Below are 18,744 nucleotides of genomic sequence, written 5' to 3' on the forward strand. Positions count from 1 at the left end.
ATTACACCCGCATCGGCATCAGCACATACAGCGCCGGGCTTTTCTCATCCTGCCGGATCATAGTCGGAGCACCGGCATCGGCGAGGTGCAGTTCAACCGTTTCGCTATCAATCTGATCGAGAATGTCTTTCAGATAATTGGCGTTAAAGCCGATTTCAAAACCTTCGTCTTTAAATTCTGCGGCCAACTCTTCCGTCGCCGTGCCGTTGTCAGGCGATGTGACAGAGAGCGTGACCTTGTCCGTATCCAGACCCATCTTCACAGCGCGTGTTTTTTCGGTCGCGATTGTCGCGACGCGGTCCACGCCTTGGAAGAACAGTTTTGGGTCGACTTTCAGCAGCTTGTCATTTCCTGTTGGGATAACCCGGCTGTAGTCGGGGAACGTTCCGTCGATCAGCTTGCTGGTAAGTACAACACCGCCCTCACCGCCAAGCGTGAAGCGGACTTTGCTCGCCGACAGATCAACTTGAACATTTCCGTCTAGCGATTCTTCAAGCAGCTTGCGCAGTTCCGCCACGGCTTTGCGAGGGACGATCACATCCGGCATGCCCTCTGCACCTTCCGGACGATCAAGCGTGAAGCGCGCGAGACGATGACCGTCGGTCGCCGCTGCCTTCAAAACAGGCTCATCTTCGTCGGTAACGTGAAGGAAGATACCGTTGAGGTAGTAACGCGTTTCTTCGGTGGAGATTGCAAACCGAGTACGGTCGATCATCTCAGCCAGAGTGCGCGCAGGAAGCTCGAATGAGGTTGGCAGGTCGCCCTCAACGATCACGGGAAAGTCATCACGCGGCAGGGTCGGCAGTTTAAACCGGCTGCGGCCTGCTTTCACTTCCATCCGGTTTTCAGCCGTTTCGAGGCTGACCTGGCTGCCCTCTGGCAGTTTACGGGCAATGTCGAAGAGAAGGTGCGCAGAAACCGTGATTGCGCCCGCATTCTCAACCGAAGCGGCCGACATAGTCTCCACAACTTGCAAATCGAGGTCGGTCGCCATGACTTTCACGCTGCCGCCATCGCTGGCATCAATCAGCACATTGGAAAGGATCGGAATGGTATTCCGGCGTTCAACCACCGATTGGACGTGGGAGAGACAACGCAGGAGGGTTGCGCGTTCGATCGTAGCCTTCATCGCTTACCTATCGCTCTGTTGGGGCCTGTGGCCCTCGTTTGGTGCATTGAGAGCGGAATCGCTCTGTGCGCACTGGAATTCGTCAGAAAACCTTAGCGTTGTAGCGAATACGGGCAAGCCGCCAGCCTCGTGAATTGCGGACTCCTCTGGGGATAAGGGGGGCGTAAGGCTGCAGGAGAGCCCTCTCAGCCTCTTCTCAGCCCTAAGAAAGCATCGCCATGCCGCCATTCACATGAATGGTCTGTCCGGTGACGTAACCGGCTTCACGGCTGCCCAGATAGGCCACTGCTGCACCGATATCGTCGCCCTCGCCCATTTTGCCCGCCGGAATCTTGGCGTTGATCGTGTCTGTCTGCTTTTCGTCCAGCGCCGCTGTCATCGCGGTGCGGATAAAGCCGGGCGCAACGCAGTTTGCCGTGATCCCGCGTGACGCGACCTCCTGAGCGAAGCTTTTGGTCATACCTGTGACGCCTGCTTTCGCAGCGATATAGTTCATCTGGCCCGGATTACCGGTCGCGCCGACAACGCTTGTGATGTTGATGATCCGGCCGAAGCGCGCCTTCATCATCGGACGGGCACTTGCGCGCATCAGGCGGAATGTCGCCTCGAGGTTGATACGGATCACATCATCCCACTCATCATCCTTCATCCGCATTGCGAGGTTGTCGCGCGTGATGCCGGCGTTGTTCACGAGGATATCGATCCCGCCCATCGTGTCGAGCGTCGCAGGGATCAGCTCCTCGACTTGTGTCGTATCCGAGAGGTTGCAGGTAATCTCGACGTGATCGCCGCCATGCTCTTCGATCAACTGCTCACGAAATCCGCGCAGTTTTTGTCCGTTAGAGCCGGACAGCGCGACCCGCGCCCCTTGTTTGGCCAGCGCAATCGCAATTGCCGAACCGATACCGCCGCTTGCGCCGGTAACCAGCGCGTTCATTCCTGAAAGTGAAAACATGGGTGTCTCCTCACCACTTGAATTGTTTGTCGGGCCAAAACTGCCAAAGACGGGTTCTATTTATAAGGCTTCGAGCGCCTTGACAGCGCGATCGCGCAGCAACTTGGCAGCAAGATAACCGCCGATAAGCTCAGATTGCTCGACAGTTGCGCCAACAGGTTCGCCGATCAGAGTTTTCTCAAACCACGCTGCTTCTTCGGCATTGAGATTATCGCCCGCACCGGGGCCTGCACCGCCGAACACCAGTTTTTCGAACAGCGCCATAAAGCGCTCGTTATCTTGCTGCGAAAGCTCGGTATCTATCCGCGTTACTACACCGACAACATCTGGCCGTGTCGCTGCAATTCCGCGCTCCGAAAGCAGTGCGAATTGGTGCTGCGACAGCATAACCAAAGTCGTCTCGCTAGCCCCTTCTCCGGCGCATTCGGTTATTCGGCGACGCAGCGCATCACCCAAAGGCTGCGTGTCGCTATCATCGCCAATTTCGAAGTTGGCGATGTATCGATCAATCGTAGCCTGCTCCGCATCGGTGTAGCCGGTATCACTACATGCCAACATTTCTGTTACTTGAGCCGCAGCTTGTGCAGGAACAAATGCCGCCGTCGCAGCCAAGGAAAGTGTCGTGATCCAGCGCATCACGTGACATCCTTCGCAAATGCTTCGATGTCTTCCATCGTTATCAGACTGGTCGAGGAAGCCTCTTTGTTGATCCGGCCAATCATCGGGCCGAGGACTTTTCCGCCAAGCTCTACGAAGCTCTCAACGCCATCAGCGCTCATCGCCAGAACACTTTCCCGCCAGCGCACGCGGCCAGTGACTTGTTCGACCAACAGGCCCAGCTCCTCGGCAGGGTCGCTGACCTTCGCCGCCGTAACATTGGCATAGAGCGGCATTGAGAGCGCACCCGGAGGTGTTTCGCCGAGCGCTTCGGCCATGCGATCAGCGGCGGGCTGCATCATCGAGCAATGGAATGGCGCGGAAACCGGCAGCAGAATGCCGCGCTTAATCCCGTGATCTTTCACCAGACCGATAGCGCGTTCGATCGCGCTCTTCTGACCGGAGATAACCACTTGTGTTGGATCATTATCGTTGGCGATCTCGCAGACTTCGCCTTCGGCAGCTACCTCAGCCAGAGCAGCTGCTTTCTCGATGTCCGCACCCAGCAAAGCCGCCATCGCGCCCTCACCCACCGGCACCGCCGCCTGCATTGCTTGTCCGCGTAGTTTGAGCAGCCGCGCAGTTGTGGCCAGATCAAACGCTCCGACGGCGCACAGGGCAGTGTATTCCCCAAGCGAGTGGCCCGCGACACCGGAGCCTTTATCGGCGAGCTTTACTCCGAATTCGCTTTCCAAAACACGCAAAGTCGCAATCGCATTGGCCATAATCGCGGGCTGCGCATTCTCGGTAAGGGTCAACTGATCCTCTGGACCGTCACGCATGATCGCAGAAAGCTTCTGCCCCAACGCTTCATCGACTTCTTCGAACACTGCACGAGCCGCGCCGCTAGCCAATGCCAACTCGCTGCCCATTCCAACTTTCTGGCTGCCCTGTCCGGGAAACACGAATGCACGCATCAATATCCTCCTGTTGAGCTTGCGCGGTTACGTAGCTCGGGATGGACTGGCAAGTCCGAAGGGTACGACCTTGTTGGCAGATGTGTGTCCGATTTCCGCCCTTCCGAGATAGGGAACCCCTGCCCGCTCGCACCAGAACCGGGCAATTTCTTCCTCTGTTTGTCCGAACTCGACATAGTTCTCGGGAATGTCCGTAACCGCGCCCAATTTCAGACCTGCAATCCGCGGCAAGCTGCCGGCGAGATGGAAAAACAACCGGTCAATCGCATAAAGATGCTCGCTGACCTCTTCCACCATCACAATGTGACCGGAAAGGTCCGGCATCATCGGCGTGTTCGAAACCATCGCGAGCGTGATAAGGTTGAAGGCCACCGCAGGCCTTGTCCCGTCCAAGCTCGGCTCAAGGCCGCTATTGTCCCCGTTCAGCCATTGCAGAACCCGCCGCACAGCTTTCCGGCCATTTTCCGACCGCGCGCTGACCGGCATCGAACCATGAGCGCATTGCCCGATCCCGTTGCGGTACAGCGCGGCAAGCAGATATCCGCAATCGGAAAAGCCGACATAGGTCTTTGCCCGCGCTGCCTCGTTCATCCGAGTCACCGCGGCTTCTGCAATCCTGTTTGAACCATAGCCGCCTTTGGCAAACCAAACGGCATCAAACGCAGGGTCGTTGGCGCAATCAAGCAAAGCGGTCAGCCGTGTCAGATCATTTCCTGCAAAGTGCCCTTCACGCTCAAAACATTGATCGTGAAACGTCACTTCCGTTTGCGGGAATTCGGCAGCAACCATCTCCTCCAATGCCTTCGCATGTTCGCGGGTAATCGGGGTCGCCGGTGCACAGATCGCGATTTTCGTCATTCTTTACACCTAGTTTGCTTGTCAGTGCGCGTGCAAGCCAATATCCGTGCTGCCTATGGATAACGGGATTGATAGGCCGGACCTCGATGGACGGCCCTTTTTCTTTTGCGGGATAGGCGGATCGGGGATGCTTCCCCTTGCCCAGATCGCGCACGGACTAGGCCACGACATCGCAGGTTCCGATAGGAGCCGCGATCAAGGACACACGCCTGACAAATTCGCATGGCTCGCGGACAACGGTTTTGCGCTTCATCCACAGGATGGCAGCGGCATAACCTCGGCCGATCAGATCCTGATCGCGTCTGCTGCAGTCGAGGATACGGTGCCCGAGGTAAAGCGCGCAAAAGAGCTAGGCTGTGCCCGCATGAGCCGCGCGGAATTGCTGTCAGCCTTCTTCAATGAAGCGGGGTATTCAGTCGCAATCGGCGGGACTTCGGGAAAATCGACTGTAACGGGGATGATTTCCTGGATTTTGTCCGAAGTTGATCATGACCCTACCGTTATGAACGGCGCGGTGATGAAGAACTTCGCTGATACCGATAATCCCTTTGCGAGCGCCCGCGTCGGAAATCCGCGTGTGTTCGTAAGCGAAGTGGATGAAAGCGATGGCTCGATTGCGCTTTACCGCCCGACAATCGGCGTTCTTCTCAATGTTAGCCTCGATCATAAAAGTATCGAGGAATTGAGAGTTCTGTTTGGTGATTACCTCGCTTCCTCCGGCTGCGCAGTGATAAACTTCGACAATGCAGAGGCACGCAATCTGGCGAGCCGCGCATCACAACTGGTCAGCTTTGGTATCGAAAACGGTGATTCTGATATCACCGTCGATACCGCGACAATTGATCAGGGCGCTTTGGAGATTCGTGCTGCGGTGATCGACAACCGGTCAGGCGAGACGGTGCCACTCATCCTGCCGATGCCGGGTATGCACAATCTGTCCAATGCTTTGGCAGCAGTTGCTGCGGTTAGTGCGGCGGGAATTGAAGTTGGCAAGGCCGTCAACGCGCTCCAATCATTCAAAGGCTTGGCCCGCCGGTTCGATGTTGTCGGGACGAGCGAAAACGGCATCACCGTGATCGATGATTTCGGTCATAACCCAGAGAAATGCGCGGCGACGCTCCGCACACTCAAATCCTCTCCGGGCCGTGTGATCGCGTTCTTCCAGCCGCATGGCTATGGCCCGCTGCGCCAGATGGGCGATGAGCTGGCCGAGACGTTTGCAAAAGAGCTTGGCCCGGATGACCTGACTATCATGTGCGACCCGGTCTATTTCGGCGGTACCGTTGATCGCAGTCAGGGAAGCGAGCGGATCATTGACCTGATCAAATCGCAAGGTGGAAACGCAGAACACGTCGGTTCGCGCAAAGACTGCGGAACGCGGATTGCAGAGATTGCGCAGGCTGGTGACCGGATCGTCGTCATGGGCGCGCGCGACGACACTTTGAGCGAGTTTGCGCAATCCATCTTCGAAGCAATCGAATGACAACCTATCAGTCCGCCTTAGCGCATGCGAAACGGATGCTCGGCGCGCTTACCATCGCCATCTTGTTGGTGCTCGTGATTGATCAGTTTTTCGGACACTCAACGATTGCGTTTGCAATCGCGATCATCGGCTTGGTCGCCGCCAATCGGCCCATGCTGAGAATGAACTGCACGACCTGCGGAAAGAACCTATTCTTCCGCGGCATTTTCGTGGTTCCGTGGCCAAACAAAGTCTGCGGAAAATGCGGGACCGATTTGGCCGAAGCAAGCGACTAGACTTTGAGCGCTTTTAGCCCTGCCTCTTCGCGTTCAACCCCGCGTCTGTAGGCCTCTCGTCCGGTCAGTCGCTCTCTGTACTCTTTAAGTGCTTCTGGAACGCCCTCGTCCAAACCGACCTTTTCCGCCAGAATCAGAGCATATCCAACGCAGATATCCGCGACAGTAAATCGGTCTGCGCACAGGAAATCACGCCCCTCAAGCCTCTGTTCAACCTTCACTAATCGCTTGTGAAACCACTTGGCATAGGCCTGCCCTGCCTCAGCCCAGCCCTTGTCCTTTTCGAAAATGGCAAAGCGCATATAGACCGTTTGCGGGAATGTGATCGTTGCATCGGCGTGGTATGTGAAATCCAGATATTCGGCATAGTCCGGCTCGCCCGGAGCAATGGCGAGATCGGTCATTCCATCCTTCGTCGCCAGATAGTGCGCGATGGCGCAGCTTTCTGTCAGGCGAGCATCGCCGTCTATCAACAGCGGAACAGTGCCGAGTGGATTGATCTTGAGATATTCCGGAGCGAGATAGCGCGGCGGAAAAGGTAGCATTTTCAGATCGATTTGGGCGCCTGCTTCTTCCGCTGCCCAAGTGGCTCGCAATCCGCGCGATCCAGAACAGGTATAAAGCGTCGGCCGATCAGCCATCAATGCGCGCCTTCAAAGCCAAATACCTTGTGAAGAACGAAAGCAATGATCGCGCCCAATATTAACCCGATGACACCAGAAATTGCGGCATAGGTTACCCAGCCCGCTACTCCCGACAGAGCGCCTGTGACACTTGCCACCCAATATTCCGCGCCATGTGCGATGTCATAAAGCAAATGGAAGCCAACCTCGTGGGTGCCATGGACAATAATGCCGCCGCCCACCCAGAGCATCGCAATTGTGCCGATAAACGACAGCGCGATCAGAAGTTTAGGCACCGAATTGACCAGCGCATGTCCGAAATTGCGCTTAAACTGACTGCCAGTTTTGCTCATCGACAAACCGATATCATCCAGCTTCACGATAATCGCGACTGCGCCGTATACGACAATTGTGACAGCAATCGCCACAAGCGCCAGAGCAATTCCTCTTTCCCACCATGTCGGCAAATCGAGCTCACTCAGAGTGATCGCCATGATTTCTGCAGAAAGGATCAGGTCCGTTCGCACCGCACCTGAAACCCTTTGATTTTCGAACTCAACGGGATCTTGAATTTCATCTTCAAGCGTTTTTCCGTGCTTAGCTCCACCGAGCTTTTCAAGCACCTTTTCGGCGCCTTCATAACAGAGAAACGCTCCGCCCAGCATCAATATCCATATGATAAGCCAAGGCAGGAACTCTGAAAGCAGGATTGCGCCGGGCAGCAGAATTACGAGTTTGTTGAACAGGCTGCCCTTGGTAATCTTCCAGATGATCGGCAGCTCACGCGCAGGTGATAGGCCTGTCACATAGCTCGGCGTTACCGCCGCATCGTCGATGACTACGCCAGCGGTCTTGGAACCAGCGCGGCCCGCCGCGGCGGCGATATCATCAACCGATGCCGCTGCAGCGCGGGCGATTACTGCGACATCGTCAAAAAGTGCGACTAATCCTGAAGGCACAAACTTCCCCTGTATGATATGAGCCTCACCTTCATATCGGCTCTTCGCTTCCTCGCAAGGGCGCGCGACGTAAAGCCCCACAGAGCTTGCATTCACACCAAAACCAGTTATGTGCGCGCATCCGCTCTTTCTGGAGTGGTGTTTAAGAAAGCCGGAGGGGCCCCGTCATCCGGACGGACAAGTCAGCGATCGGCATTAATATGAAAGGAAGCGAGATGGCTCACTACGAGCATATCTTTCTCGCGCGTCAGGATTTGAGCCAGGCTCAAGTCGATGCGCTGGCGGCTACGGCCACCGAAATCGTCGAGAAAAACGATGGCAAGGTCACAAAGACCGAAACTTGGGGTCTCAAAACCCTCGCCTACAAAATCGACCGTAACCGTAAGGCTCACTTCGTGATGCTCAACATCGATGCTCCGGGCACCGTTGTCGAGGAACTCGAGCGCCAGACCCGTATTAACGAAGACGTCATTCGTTACATGACCATTCGTGTCGAAGAGCACGAAGAAGGTCCAAGCGTAATGATGCGCAAAAACGAGCGCGATCGTAAGCGCCGTTCAGACCGTGAGGAGCGCGACTGATGGCACGCCCGTTTTTCCGCCGCCGCAAATCCTGCCCGTTCTCTGGCAAGGATGCCCCCAAGATCGATTACAAAGACGTGCGCCTGCTACAGGGCTTTATGTCCGAGCGTGGCAAGATCGTGCCTTCGCGCATCACCGCCGTTTCTGCAAAGAAGCAGCGTGAACTCGCCAAAGCGATCAAGCGTTCGCGTCACATCGGCCTTCTGCCGTACATTGTGAAGTAAGAGGAGAATACATCATGGATATCATTCTTCTTGAACGCGTCGAGAAGCTCGGCACGATCGGTGACGTTGTCACTGTGAAAGACGGCTACGCTCGCAACTTCCTTCTCCCGCAGAAGAAAGCTCTTCGTGCAAACAACGCCAACAAGGCCGTATTTGAAGCGAACCGTGAGCGTCTCGAAAAAGAGAATGCTGAGCGCCGTACCGTTGCAGAAGCAGCCGGTAGCAAAGTCGAAGGCGCAGAGGTCGTTCTGATCCGCGCAGCTTCCAATGCTGGCCAGCTTTATGGTTCGGTCAATGTCCGCGACATGGTCGCTGGCTTGGTTGAGCAAGGCCACGAAGTCGACAAGAAGCAGGTCATCATGGGCGCGCCGATCAAAGTGATCGGCATGCACGATGTGACTGTTGCTCTGCACCCTGAGGTGCACGTTATCGTCAAAGCGAACGTCGCCCGTTCGGACGACGAAGCCGAACTGCAATCGCAGGGTGTAGACGTTCTTGCCCAGCTGTTTGAAGAAGAGCAGAAGGAAATCGAGGAACAGGCCGGTGCAAACCGCATCGATCCAAACCTTGAGCCGGGTGAAATCCCCGCTGAACTGCTTGAAGACGGCGGCATGACTGCCGCTCCTGAAGGCGACGAAGCACCGGCTGAAGAAGCCGCCAGCGAAGACGAAGCCGAAGGCTGATGACCCGCTGAGCTTTCGCTCAAACATTCAAAAGGGCGCGGCGGTCGAGAGACTTCCGCGCCCTTTTTGTAACAGAGACAATTCGCGCTATTACGGGCTGTAACTGCAATGAAAAACAACAAACATAGGGACGACTGAATGACTCCAATCAACACCATCATCGAACAATTGCAAAGCATCTACAGCGAATCTGTCTCCACATTGCGGGCAGACGTCATCGCATTCGGTAAGGACTCAACAGTCCCGCCAAAACGTAAGCGCGAAGACGGCAGTTACGCCTATCCGCAGCTCACTTTGCATTATTCGGGTGTTGGTGAACCTATGGATCGGAGCCGCGCTTTTGGTCGGCTCGAAATGCCGGGTACCTATACAACAACGATAACCCGTCCGGATTTGTTTGGTCCCTACTTGGCCGAACAACTTGGTTTGATTTCCGCCGAGTACGACATCGAGGTTGAAGTTAGCCGCTCACGGCAGGAAATCCCCTTTCCTTATGTTCTTGATGGCGAAGCAGGTGCTGCAATGGTTGGAATCGCTCCGACCGATATTGCCCAACACTTTCCGTCGACCGACCTTGCTCTGATCGGCGATGAACTGGCCGATGGTATCGAGTTTGACGAGAACGAAGATATGCCTCTGTCGCTGTTTGACGGGCTGCGCACAGATTATTCGCTCGCGCGCCTCGCGCATTACACCGGCACGCGCGTCGAAGATTTCCAGGATTTTATCCTGTTCACCAACTATCACCGATATGTCGATGAGTTTGTGAACTGGGGTGCGCAGCAGATCAGCGATGGCAGCTATACTGGGCTAACCGGTGCTGGCGGGCTCAACATTGCCGATTGCACCGACAACGCTCAAAAGCAGCTGAACGACACCGCATGGCGCAAACACCAGATGCCAGCCTACCACCTGATGCGCGAAGACGGCAAAGGGATTACGCTGGTAAATATCGGCGTCGGACCTTCTAACGCCAAGACGATCTGCGATCACCTCGCGGTGCTGCGTCCACATGCATGGATGATGATCGGTCACTGCGGCGGGGTTCGCTCAAGTCAGAAGATCGGCGACTTTGTCCTCGCTCACGCCTATCTGCGCGATGACCATGTGCTCGACAATGTCCTGCCGCCGGAAATTCCGATCCCCCCGATTGCCGAGGTACAACAAGCACTTGCTGTCGCAGCCGAAGAAGTTTCGGGTGTGCAAGGCGCGAACATTAAACAGCGCATGCGTACTGGCACCGTTGTGACGACAGACGATCGCAATTGGGAATTGCATTATGCGAGCTCGGCCAAGCGATTCTCGCACAGCCGCGCAATTGCGGTCGAAATGGAAAGCGCGACCATCGCAGCCCAGGGGTACCGTTTCCGTGTGCCCTACGGCACGCTGCTTTGTGTTTCAGACAAGCCACTGCACGGTGAGATCAAATTGCCGGGTCAGGCGAACAAATTCTACGAAGAAGCCATCGCCGCGCACCTTCAGATCGGTTTGGAGGCCTGTAAGCGATTGCGCGATGAAGGCGATCGCCTCCATAGCCGCAAGCTGCGGGCATTCAACGAGCCTCCATTCCGGTAAACCCACCAACGTAGAACTACGCAACGCCGCGATATCGGAGCAATAACCAAACCCCGTCAAAAGTGTGCCCATGGCAAAACAGGGCACACGAATGAAGGACGCAAAACGGCGCCTGCAGGACCTATTGTTGTTTTCGCTTCAGGCGGGCGTTTCGCTCGTGGTGTTGTTGGGAATGTTTCTAGTACCCCAGCCAAATGGCCCGGTAACCCTGGTGCCGCTGAACGATGCGGGCGAGCAGGCTATCCCGACGATCCTTTCACCTGGCGATATAAAATTGCTGGCACGGGGAAGCATGCCAAACAGCTACGTAGTGGCTGGGCCTCTGCCCGATTTCGTTGACTTAATCCTTGAGCATGGCGTCCTCGCCTTAAATGCGAGAGCGCCCGGTTGCGGCCCCGTTTCACTTAAAGGGCGTAGGATATGATCCATTCGGTGGCGGAGCTGCGGGAACGCGGCATTGTATTTATAACGTTGGGCGGTTGGCTGGTGACGGCGACGTTGCTTGGTCTGGCTTTCATAATTGGCGATTTTGCCATTCCAGCGGCCATCTTAAGCGCGGTGTTGAATGTGGTTCCGACAATGTGTGTGCTGCGCGGATCTAATGGCCGAAACGCACGCGCAGTTATGGGTCTGCTGGCCGCGGCTCAACCCGCCCTGCTGTTGTTTGCGATGCAGAACACCGGGCTGCAGATTGACATGCACCTCTATTTCTTCGTCGCGTTGGCCTCGCTAGTTGTCCTGTGTGATGTTCGACCGATCCTATTTGCCAGCGTAACAATCATCGCTCACCACTTGCTGCTCGCCTACACAGCCCCTGCTTGGGTTTTCTATGACGGAGGGGGGCTCAGCCGTGTCTTGATCCATGGTTTCGCAACATTTCTGATCGGGTCGGTGCTTGGCTGGATATCGCTGGAAATCAAACAACTCTTGGAACGTATCGCCGCCTCTCGCGATCAAGCTGAATTGCACGCAAAATTGATGACAGAACAGTCAAGCGAGCTGCAACAAGCACTTCATCGCGTTGAGTTAGAGCGGACACGCCGCGAGGAATTCGAAGTCGAAAAGGAGCAGCAACGCAAAGCTGATCTTGGATCGTTCTCTCGTGAATTTGAGTCGTCAATCTCCACTGTAATTCATTCAGTCAGCGCGACTGCTGCGGTGTTGGAGCAAACCACCAAACAGCTTGATGCAATCGCGCAGGAAAATGGAGAGCAGGCACAGGGCTTTAGCGGCACCGCCAATGCGGCTTCGAAAGCGGCTGATACTGTTGCACGCGGCGTCGCTGAATTGACGGACTCCATCGCGAAAATTGCAGTCAATGTGAGCCAACAGGATGAGCTCACCACGCTCGCAACTGCCCGGGCCCACTCAGGCGGAGAGTCCGTCGGGTCTTTGACACAGCACTCAGACACGATCGGTGAGGCGACACGGGCCATCGTCCGGATCGCAGAACGCACCAACTTGCTTTCATTAAACGCTGCTATCGAGGCGGCCACTGCAGGAGCCTCTGGCAGAGGGTTCACAATCGTCGCACAGGAAGTGAAGGCGCTGGCGATGCAAGCTGCTCAAGCTGCGACAGAAATCGACGAATTCCTAACCGGCGTCAGGACCGGCACACTCCAGGCTGAAAGAAGCTTCAAAGCGATTGACGAAGCCGTAGCCGAGCTTGATCAGGCAGCAAAAGCCATCAGATTTGATGTTAATGACCAGCGCCAATCGGCGAATACGATCCAAGACTATGCACGCGGCGCGGCCAAAGAAGTGAGTGAAATGGCCGAGCGCAGCCGCACACTGTCTCAATCAGCGAGCACGGCAAAACAATTATCGAGCGAGCTGGAAGAATCCGCGACCACGTTGACCGCAACCATCAGGGAATTGGAAAGCTCCACCGAACGATTTGTAGCGAAGCTAAGAGCCGCGTGAACTCGTCTCACGGAAGGATGGCGACGCCATCTCCGCCCTCACCCGCAGGTAGGCGCCGCAGAACTTTGCCACTCGCATAATCAACCTCCGCAACCGTATTACTGGCTGTCTCAGCGACATAGATGCGTTCGCCGTCATCCGACCACAGGATAGTTACCTGAAAGCGCTGCTGTGCCTCGGCTTTGCCGGATACTTCGATTGAGCGGGCCACTCTTGCCGTCTTGAGATCGATCACGGTCAACCCGCCATCCATAAGATCAGATGTTACCGCTACATCGCCTTGGGGACGGATCGACAAGCGAAGTGGAAATGCGCCCGTGTCTAAGGTGTTGCGGATTTCCATTGTCGCAGGATCAAGTTCGAATGCCTGATTTGAGCCTCGCGCAGACACCCATAGGGCGGATCCATCGGGCGCCAGTGAGATGCCCTCTGGCTCCTCTCCGACGGTCACAGTGCGCAGATCAGAGGCATCGTCAAGATTGACCCGTGTGACCGTTTTCGACCCAAGATCGGTGGTCCACACCGTCCTAGCATCAGGGGATACAGCCAACATATGGCTGCCATCCTGATTTGTGCTGAATTCGGTAAATTCCGGTGTATCGGAAAGCGGACCTGTGATGCGGAATACAGATTTGCGCCCCTCTGCGGTTACGAAGATCGCTGTGCCGGCATGCCATGCGATCCCGTGAGGCCGCGCATTTTCCCCAAGGTCGAGACTAGCAACCTTGGTTAGATCGTCAGTCTGGAAAATGTCGACCGTCGTCCCACCATAACAAGCGAGCGCAACGTGCTTTCCGTTTGGCGACGTCGCGAGCTCGTGCGGGTTCGTACAGCTATCAAGCCGCAGCACCTCCCGGCCAGTCTCCAGATCGATTTTTGACAGAGTATTGCCGCGCTTGTTAGCGACAAACAGGGTCGGACGAACCTCCCCCGCTGTTACATCACTGGCGGTTGCGGCATCACCGCCCGGCGCGCACGCGGTGATCAACACCGCACACAGCGCCGGGACAGCAAAACGGATCATTACCAGCCCTGCTCTTGGCCTTTGTTCTGCTCGTCGAGCCATTCCTTGAGAGGAGCGAAGTATTCGACCATTGCTTTACCCGACATCTGGCGCTCTCCAGTGAACGCCTCAAGCGCATCTGGCCATGGCTTGGACGCACCCAATTCAAGCATTGCATTCAAGTTCGTACCGACTTCTTCGTTGCCGTAGAACGAGCAGCGATGAAGCGGCCCTTCCCAACCGGCAGTATCGCAAGCGGCTTTGTAGAACTGGAATTGGAGCAGACGCGCCAGGAAATAGCGGGTGTAGCTGACATTGCCCGGAACGTGGTATTTTGCGCCGGGATCGAATCCGTCCTCAGAACGCTCAACTGGCGGAACAATACCCTGATATTCCGTACGAAGTTCGGTCCACGCGGTGTTGTAATCTGCGGGCGCGACAGAGCCGTCGAACAGGCTCCAGCGGTAGCGATCAACGAGCAAGCCGAATGGCAGGAATGCGACTTTATCCATCGCCTGACGCAGGAGCAGGCCGATATCCTTGTCAGCGCTCGGCACTTGGTCAGCCTCGAGCATATCGATCTGGACCAGATAATCCGGCGTGATCGAAAGAGCGATCATATCGCCGATTGCTTCATGGAAGCCATCGTTGGCGCCCGTCAGGTGCAGGAAGTCCTTATCGTTATAAGCGCGCTGGTAGTAGTTGTGACCCAGCTCATGATGGATCGTGATGAAGTCATCCGCATTCTGCTTGATGCACATCTTGATGCGGAGGTCGTCGATATTGTCGAGGTTCCACGCAGAGGCATGGCAAACAACGTCACGGTCGCGCGGTTTTGTGAACTGGCTGCGGTCCCAGAATGTTTCAGGAAGCGGATCGAAACCGAGCGAGGAGAAGAAATCCTCGCCAACCTTGGTCATGGCAACTGCATCCAGATCTTTCTCTGCGATAAGGTCTGTCAGGTCATAACCGATGTCTCCGGCGCCTTCAGGCGCGACAAGCGGGTAGATATTGCCCCATTCCTGCGCCCACATATTGCCAAGCAAGTCGGCGCGGATCGGGCCAGTCGCAGGCTGCACGGCATCACCGTGCTTTTCATTGAGTTTGCGGCGAACATAGGTGTGGAGCGCAACATAAAGCGGCTTCACTTCCTGCCACATACGCTCAGTTTCCGCAGCGAACTGCTCTGGCGTCATGTCATAGCCGGAGCGCCACATAGTGCCGACATTGTCGAAGCCAAGCTCGGTAGCCCCTTCATTGGCAATGGCGAGCATACGAGTGTAATCTTCGCGCATCGGCGCGCCGACATTGTCGTGCCAGCTCGCCCACATTTCAGCGAGTTCCGCAGGCGTCCGCTCCAGATTTCCCATTTCGGCTTCGATGTCTGATCCACTGATCGGTTCGCCGTTCAGTGTGCCCTTGCCTTGGCCGTATTGTGCGCCAAGATCGGTGGCGATGTTGGAGAGTTCCTCGGCTGCACCTTCGCGGGATGGCGCTGGCATCGAGATACCGTTGCGCAACATATCCAGTTTCCGTGCGACATCGGGATTTAGTCCTTCAATCGGCGCGTATTTGGCCGCTTCGTTTGCGAACCTAACACTCATCAGCGTCGCCTCAGCGCCGTATTTGGCGGCAAGCTTGTTGCTGTCGTAATTGATGTTTGTCGCCTGCAACCAATAAATATGCGCAGCTGTTGTTGAGAATTCAGCCATCTCGGCTTCCGCAGCGGCAATGAATTGCGCTGCCCCTTCCGGCGTCAACGGAAATTCGGCAGCTGCCGCATCTTCAGTCGCGTGGTCATCAGCAAAAGCCGGAAGCGGCGCGGAAGCAAGCGACACTGCCAGCGCAGCGAAAGAGGTTTTTAGCGCAGTTTTTGCGAGTTTCATGGGTAAGCGATCCTCTTGGTATTGATATCTGTTGTGATGCGTAGTTGATTGAACCTGTGCGGCATCTGAATCAAGCGTCACTCGTCGAAAAGCGCTCTACCAGCAGCGCCGCGATGACAGCGAGAAACGCGCTCGACCATGTGAACATCTTGATCGGCCTGACGGTGGACGCAAAATTCGCAAGTCCGTCGTCTCCGGCGGATTGCATCAGTTGGATGAACTGAGCGATAGTCTCGCCGTAATCCGTAACGAGAAAAACAGCGCCGGATATCAACGCCAGCCATCCGAGAATTCTCAGCGCCGACGCTGCCTTAGCGCGGTAGTAGAGACCGCCCAGAACGCACCCGACGCCGTAGATGCCAATAAAGATCAGATCAGAAACCATCGCAATCGCGGCCTGATTGGACAGGCCAGCTGCGCGCCAAGAGTTTTGAATTGCATCAACCGTCGCGGCATCAGGTGCACTTTGGTGATCTGCGATACCGCCCGGCACGCTATCAATCGCGAGCGGAATGTGGAGGTAAAGTGTGATCGCGAATGCGGCCAAGCCCCCGAAGAACCACAAAAGGAATGTCCGTTTAGAAACTGTCATGACGAATTTAGGAACCGGACGATTTTCTCACCAAGCTCTGGTTTGGTCGCGCTGTCCAAGTGGCCGCCCGGAACTGTTTCATAAGCAGCGTTGGGAAGAAGCGCGGCGAGTTCTTCGGCAGAACCGTTGTCTTCGTCCTTATCCCCGCAGAGGACCAAAGTCGGCGTTTCGATATTGCCAAGCATCGCAGGATCAAGGTTTTCGAACGCGTTCAGTAACAAGCGAGCGGCAACACGATCAACGCCTTGTGACTTTAGAAATTGACGGGATAGGTATGCAGGATCGCCCCGCATGATCGTATCGAATTCATCAATCACGCGCTTGAAGAATGCTGAACGCTTTTCCCACTCAGCCAATCCAGCAACGCCCATTCCGCAAGCAATCAATCGGCGCGGCCCGAGAACACCAGTTGCGCATGCATGTATCGAAGTCCGCGCCCCAAGCGAGAATCCAACCAAGTCGTACTCGCCATCGGGCAATCCAAGATGATCGATCAAAGCAGCCGTATCGCGGACCAATACACCGTTCGGATAGGCGGCAGGATCAGTCGGCGAAGCGCTGCGTCCATGTACGCGAAAGTCGAGCATGATCGCTTCGAGCCCAGCTTCCGCAAGGCGTTTCGCGTGCCCCCACTTGATCCAGTTCATGTCCGCGCTTGAAAAAAGCCCATGGAGCAAGATTACCGGCCGACCCTCACCCTGCCGATGAACCGCAAGCTTTGTTCCGTCGAATGATTCGAATGTTTTGGTGACGAAATCAGTCATGTAAGCAGTGTGATCCATTCTTCTTGAGAAGTCGGCTGTCGTTCCCATTGCGGGATGCCTACTGGCAGCACAACCCACCCCTGCTTGCTCGCTGTCCAGATGTGCGCGACCGGTTGAAGCTCTAATGCGCTATCGAGTGAGCCGCCTTTGATTGTGATCATACCGGGCCTGTTCGCCCCGGCATGGCAAACGCGTGTTCCGCAGTTCTTACAATAGTGGCAGTCCGTATGTGAGCCGCTGTCGGTCGGGCGGCGCCATACGCCGGTATCGCCCACAACGGTAACACTAGCCTTCCACACCGGAACAGAGATTCCAAAGGCGCTCGCAGATTGTTTTTGGCACTCGCGGCAGTGGCAGGCGTAGGAGACAAGGCTCTCAGCCTTGATTTGATAGCGCACCGCGCCACACTGGCAACCGCCGGTGAATTCATTTGAACTCACCGCTTTACCAAACCCTTCTGCTTCATCCGCCACTGTCCCATCTCGATCCGATCCTGCCCGAAAAACGGTTCCCCATCGAACACCAGAGTCGGCACACCCCAATGCCCCGCCGCTTCAAGCGCTGCCTGATTCTCGGCGATTTCGGCATCGAGAGCGACTGCATCAGACACGGCTTCGGCTTCGAGTTCATCGAAGTCTAAGCCTGCACGCGACGCAGCTCCGGCAAGATGATCGCCTTCGTTCCAGCCATCCACTTCGCCGGAGAATATCAAACGCGATACTTCATCCGCAAAGGCAAGCCCTTTGCCTCGGCGTGTCGCGGCCTGTCCCATCCGCCCGATCCGGTAGATGTGAGGTTGATCCGCTGCGATCTCGCGTGTCATCAAGTTCTGCACCACAGGATCAGGGCGAGGCCAGCGATAGGGTATGCCCAAATGCTGCGCGACACGCATCGAATCCATCAGGATATAGCGGGGTGCGTTCGGATTACCGGTGAACAGAATATCAGGATCGCGGATCGCAATAGGCCAGACCGTTCGCAAGGTAATGTCGACATCATATTCGTCAGCCATCGCGCGATAGCGACCGATAGCGAGATAGGAATACGGCGATCGGAAGCTGAAAAACAGGTCTGCTTTGAGTGTCATGCAGGCACCCTAGCGCGGCCTATCGGAAAAAGCACTGCGTCCCGGCGTAGAGTGTCGACACAGCGTCACCCTCAAAGAGGCCGCCGATACGGTCACCCAAAGCGAATTCCTCACCAAGGGTGCTACCTTCGATTAAAGCGAAGCCGGGCAACGCCTCGACATCACTGCGCGCGGCCCCGATGCTAAACTCACCATCGACGGCAATCTGATCGCTGCCATTGTTGTGAAACCAACCAACGAAAATACCGTCTTTGAAATTGACGGTTAGCCCATCTGGGAAGGAAGCGTTTTCCATCGGTCCGGCGCCGCATTCCAGCATTGGTCCGCCGCCCGTTTGCGCGCCAAGCGTTGCCGAGAGTGCTGTGGTAACTTCATTCTGACCCGCGGCGAAGTAAAACGCTTCTGCCCCCGCGGCGAGCCCGTCCCCGCGCAGCGAAACCAGCGTTTCGTCAACAGGTGCGATCGCGGGTGCTGCGCCTGCCTGACGTTCCGCCGGCGAAGGCACGTTGCTGCTATCGCATGCGGCCAGTGAAAGCGCCGCGAAACCGATCAAGAATGCCCGCATCTCTC

General features: G+C 56.0%; 22 protein-coding genes. 8 read left to right on the forward strand and 14 right to left on the reverse strand.

Annotated features, from left to right (window positions below; all coding sequences use genetic code 11):
* Window position 1: 1 nt before the first annotated feature.
* The 5 genes from dnaN to KCG46_RS11095 all read right to left on the reverse strand — a co-directional run bounded on the left by dnaN (window position 2) and on the right by KCG46_RS11095 (window position 4,516).
* Complete coding sequence (gene dnaN / locus KCG46_RS11075) at window positions 2-1,129, reverse strand: DNA polymerase III subunit beta (protein ID WP_218405489.1); 1,128 nt, start codon at window positions 1,127-1,129, stop codon at window positions 2-4.
* Between the two features lie 202 nt (window positions 1,130-1,331).
* Window positions 1,332-2,084, reverse strand: a complete 753-nt coding sequence (fabG, locus tag KCG46_RS11080; RefSeq protein WP_218405490.1) for a 3-oxoacyl-[acyl-carrier-protein] reductase — start codon at window positions 2,082-2,084, stop codon at window positions 1,332-1,334.
* A 60-nt stretch (window positions 2,085-2,144) separates the two neighbouring features.
* Window positions 2,145-2,723, reverse strand: coding sequence for a hypothetical protein (locus tag KCG46_RS11085; RefSeq protein ID WP_218405491.1), 579 nt, complete (start codon window positions 2,721-2,723; stop codon window positions 2,145-2,147).
* Window positions 2,720-3,658, reverse strand: a complete 939-nt coding sequence (gene fabD, locus KCG46_RS11090) for an ACP S-malonyltransferase (protein WP_218405492.1) — start codon at window positions 3,656-3,658, stop codon at window positions 2,720-2,722. The genes KCG46_RS11085 and fabD overlap by 4 nt, the downstream gene beginning before the upstream one ends.
* Before the next feature lie 27 nt (window positions 3,659-3,685).
* Window positions 3,686-4,516 carry an LD-carboxypeptidase gene (locus KCG46_RS11095; protein WP_218405493.1) on the reverse strand — a complete coding sequence of 277 codons (831 nt, stop codon included), beginning with the start codon at window positions 4,514-4,516 and terminating at the stop codon, window positions 3,686-3,688.
* A 55-nt stretch (window positions 4,517-4,571) separates the two neighbouring features.
* On the opposite strand from KCG46_RS11095, the gene KCG46_RS11100 reads away from it, so the two are divergent.
* Together KCG46_RS11100 and KCG46_RS11105 are read left to right on the forward strand one after the other, a co-directional pair.
* Window positions 4,572-5,999: a glutamate ligase domain-containing protein gene (locus KCG46_RS11100; RefSeq protein WP_218405494.1), complete on the forward strand. Its 1,428-nt coding sequence runs from the start codon at window positions 4,572-4,574 to the stop codon at window positions 5,997-5,999.
* A complete protein-coding gene (locus KCG46_RS11105) occupies window positions 5,996-6,274 on the forward strand; it encodes a hypothetical protein (RefSeq protein ID WP_218405495.1) in 279 nt (92 codons plus the stop codon). Before KCG46_RS11100 ends, KCG46_RS11105 begins: the two co-directional genes overlap by 4 nt.
* Here KCG46_RS11105 and KCG46_RS11110 read toward each other — a convergent pair.
* A complete protein-coding gene (locus tag KCG46_RS11110; RefSeq protein WP_218405496.1) occupies window positions 6,271-6,915 on the reverse strand; it encodes a glutathione S-transferase family protein in 645 nt (214 codons plus the stop codon). The two genes, KCG46_RS11105 and KCG46_RS11110, sit on opposite strands and share 4 nt — an antisense overlap.
* The gene (locus KCG46_RS11115) at window positions 6,915-7,856 is read right to left on the reverse strand and encodes a DUF808 domain-containing protein (protein ID WP_218405497.1); all 942 of its coding nucleotides are present in this window, start codon (window positions 7,854-7,856) and stop codon (window positions 6,915-6,917) included. The genes KCG46_RS11110 and KCG46_RS11115 overlap by 1 nt, the downstream gene beginning before the upstream one ends.
* Before the next feature lie 215 nt (window positions 7,857-8,071).
* Here KCG46_RS11115 and rpsF point away from each other — a divergent pair, with 215 nt between their 5' ends.
* From rpsF to KCG46_RS11145, 6 genes are all read left to right on the forward strand, one after another.
* Window positions 8,072-8,437 carry a 30S ribosomal protein S6 gene (rpsF, locus tag KCG46_RS11120; protein ID WP_218405498.1) on the forward strand — a complete coding sequence of 122 codons (366 nt, stop codon included), beginning with the start codon at window positions 8,072-8,074 and terminating at the stop codon, window positions 8,435-8,437.
* Complete coding sequence (rpsR, locus tag KCG46_RS11125; RefSeq protein WP_108787525.1) at window positions 8,437-8,661, forward strand: 30S ribosomal protein S18; 225 nt, start codon at window positions 8,437-8,439, stop codon at window positions 8,659-8,661. Before rpsF ends, rpsR begins: the two co-directional genes overlap by 1 nt.
* 14 nt (window positions 8,662-8,675) lie before the next feature.
* On the forward strand, window positions 8,676-9,344 hold the full coding sequence (gene rplI, locus KCG46_RS11130; protein ID WP_218405499.1) for a 50S ribosomal protein L9: 669 nt from the start codon (window positions 8,676-8,678) through the stop codon (window positions 9,342-9,344).
* A gap of 138 nt (window positions 9,345-9,482) precedes the next feature.
* Window positions 9,483-10,919, forward strand: coding sequence for an AMP nucleosidase (locus KCG46_RS11135; RefSeq protein ID WP_218405500.1), 1,437 nt, complete (start codon window positions 9,483-9,485; stop codon window positions 10,917-10,919).
* A 91-nt stretch (window positions 10,920-11,010) separates the two neighbouring features.
* On the forward strand, window positions 11,011-11,343 hold the full coding sequence (locus KCG46_RS11140) for a hypothetical protein (RefSeq protein WP_218405501.1): 333 nt from the start codon (window positions 11,011-11,013) through the stop codon (window positions 11,341-11,343).
* Complete coding sequence (locus tag KCG46_RS11145; protein WP_218405502.1) at window positions 11,340-12,842, forward strand: methyl-accepting chemotaxis protein; 1,503 nt, start codon at window positions 11,340-11,342, stop codon at window positions 12,840-12,842. Before KCG46_RS11140 ends, KCG46_RS11145 begins: the two co-directional genes overlap by 4 nt.
* A 7-nt stretch (window positions 12,843-12,849) precedes the next feature.
* On the opposite strand, the gene KCG46_RS11150 is transcribed toward KCG46_RS11145, so the two are convergent.
* From KCG46_RS11150 to KCG46_RS11180, 7 genes are all read right to left on the reverse strand, one after another.
* On the reverse strand, window positions 12,850-13,866 hold the full coding sequence (locus KCG46_RS11150) for a YncE family protein (RefSeq protein ID WP_218405503.1): 1,017 nt from the start codon (window positions 13,864-13,866) through the stop codon (window positions 12,850-12,852).
* Window positions 13,866-15,731, reverse strand: coding sequence for a M2 family metallopeptidase (locus KCG46_RS11155; RefSeq protein ID WP_218405504.1), 1,866 nt, complete (start codon window positions 15,729-15,731; stop codon window positions 13,866-13,868). The genes KCG46_RS11150 and KCG46_RS11155 overlap by 1 nt, the downstream gene beginning before the upstream one ends.
* A 70-nt stretch (window positions 15,732-15,801) precedes the next feature.
* Complete coding sequence (locus tag KCG46_RS11160) at window positions 15,802-16,323, reverse strand: hypothetical protein (RefSeq protein ID WP_218405505.1); 522 nt, start codon at window positions 16,321-16,323, stop codon at window positions 15,802-15,804.
* A complete protein-coding gene (locus tag KCG46_RS11165) occupies window positions 16,320-17,087 on the reverse strand; it encodes an alpha/beta fold hydrolase (RefSeq protein ID WP_218405506.1) in 768 nt (255 codons plus the stop codon). Before KCG46_RS11165 ends, KCG46_RS11160 begins: the two co-directional genes overlap by 4 nt.
* Window positions 17,084-17,560: a GFA family protein gene (locus KCG46_RS11170; protein ID WP_218405507.1), complete on the reverse strand. Its 477-nt coding sequence runs from the start codon at window positions 17,558-17,560 to the stop codon at window positions 17,084-17,086. Before KCG46_RS11170 ends, KCG46_RS11165 begins: the two co-directional genes overlap by 4 nt.
* Entirely contained in the window at window positions 17,524-18,174 is a 651-nt protein-coding gene (locus KCG46_RS11175) for a 2-hydroxychromene-2-carboxylate isomerase (RefSeq protein ID WP_218405508.1), read from the reverse strand. The genes KCG46_RS11170 and KCG46_RS11175 overlap by 37 nt, the downstream gene beginning before the upstream one ends.
* Before the next feature lie 19 nt (window positions 18,175-18,193).
* Complete coding sequence (locus tag KCG46_RS11180) at window positions 18,194-18,739, reverse strand: aspartate-semialdehyde dehydrogenase (RefSeq protein ID WP_218405509.1); 546 nt, start codon at window positions 18,737-18,739, stop codon at window positions 18,194-18,196.
* Between the last annotated feature and the right edge of the window lie 5 nt (window positions 18,740-18,744).

The organism is Erythrobacter crassostreae, from assembly GCF_019204045.1.
Classification (GTDB): Bacteria; Pseudomonadota; Alphaproteobacteria; order Sphingomonadales; family Sphingomonadaceae; genus Erythrobacter; species Erythrobacter crassostreae.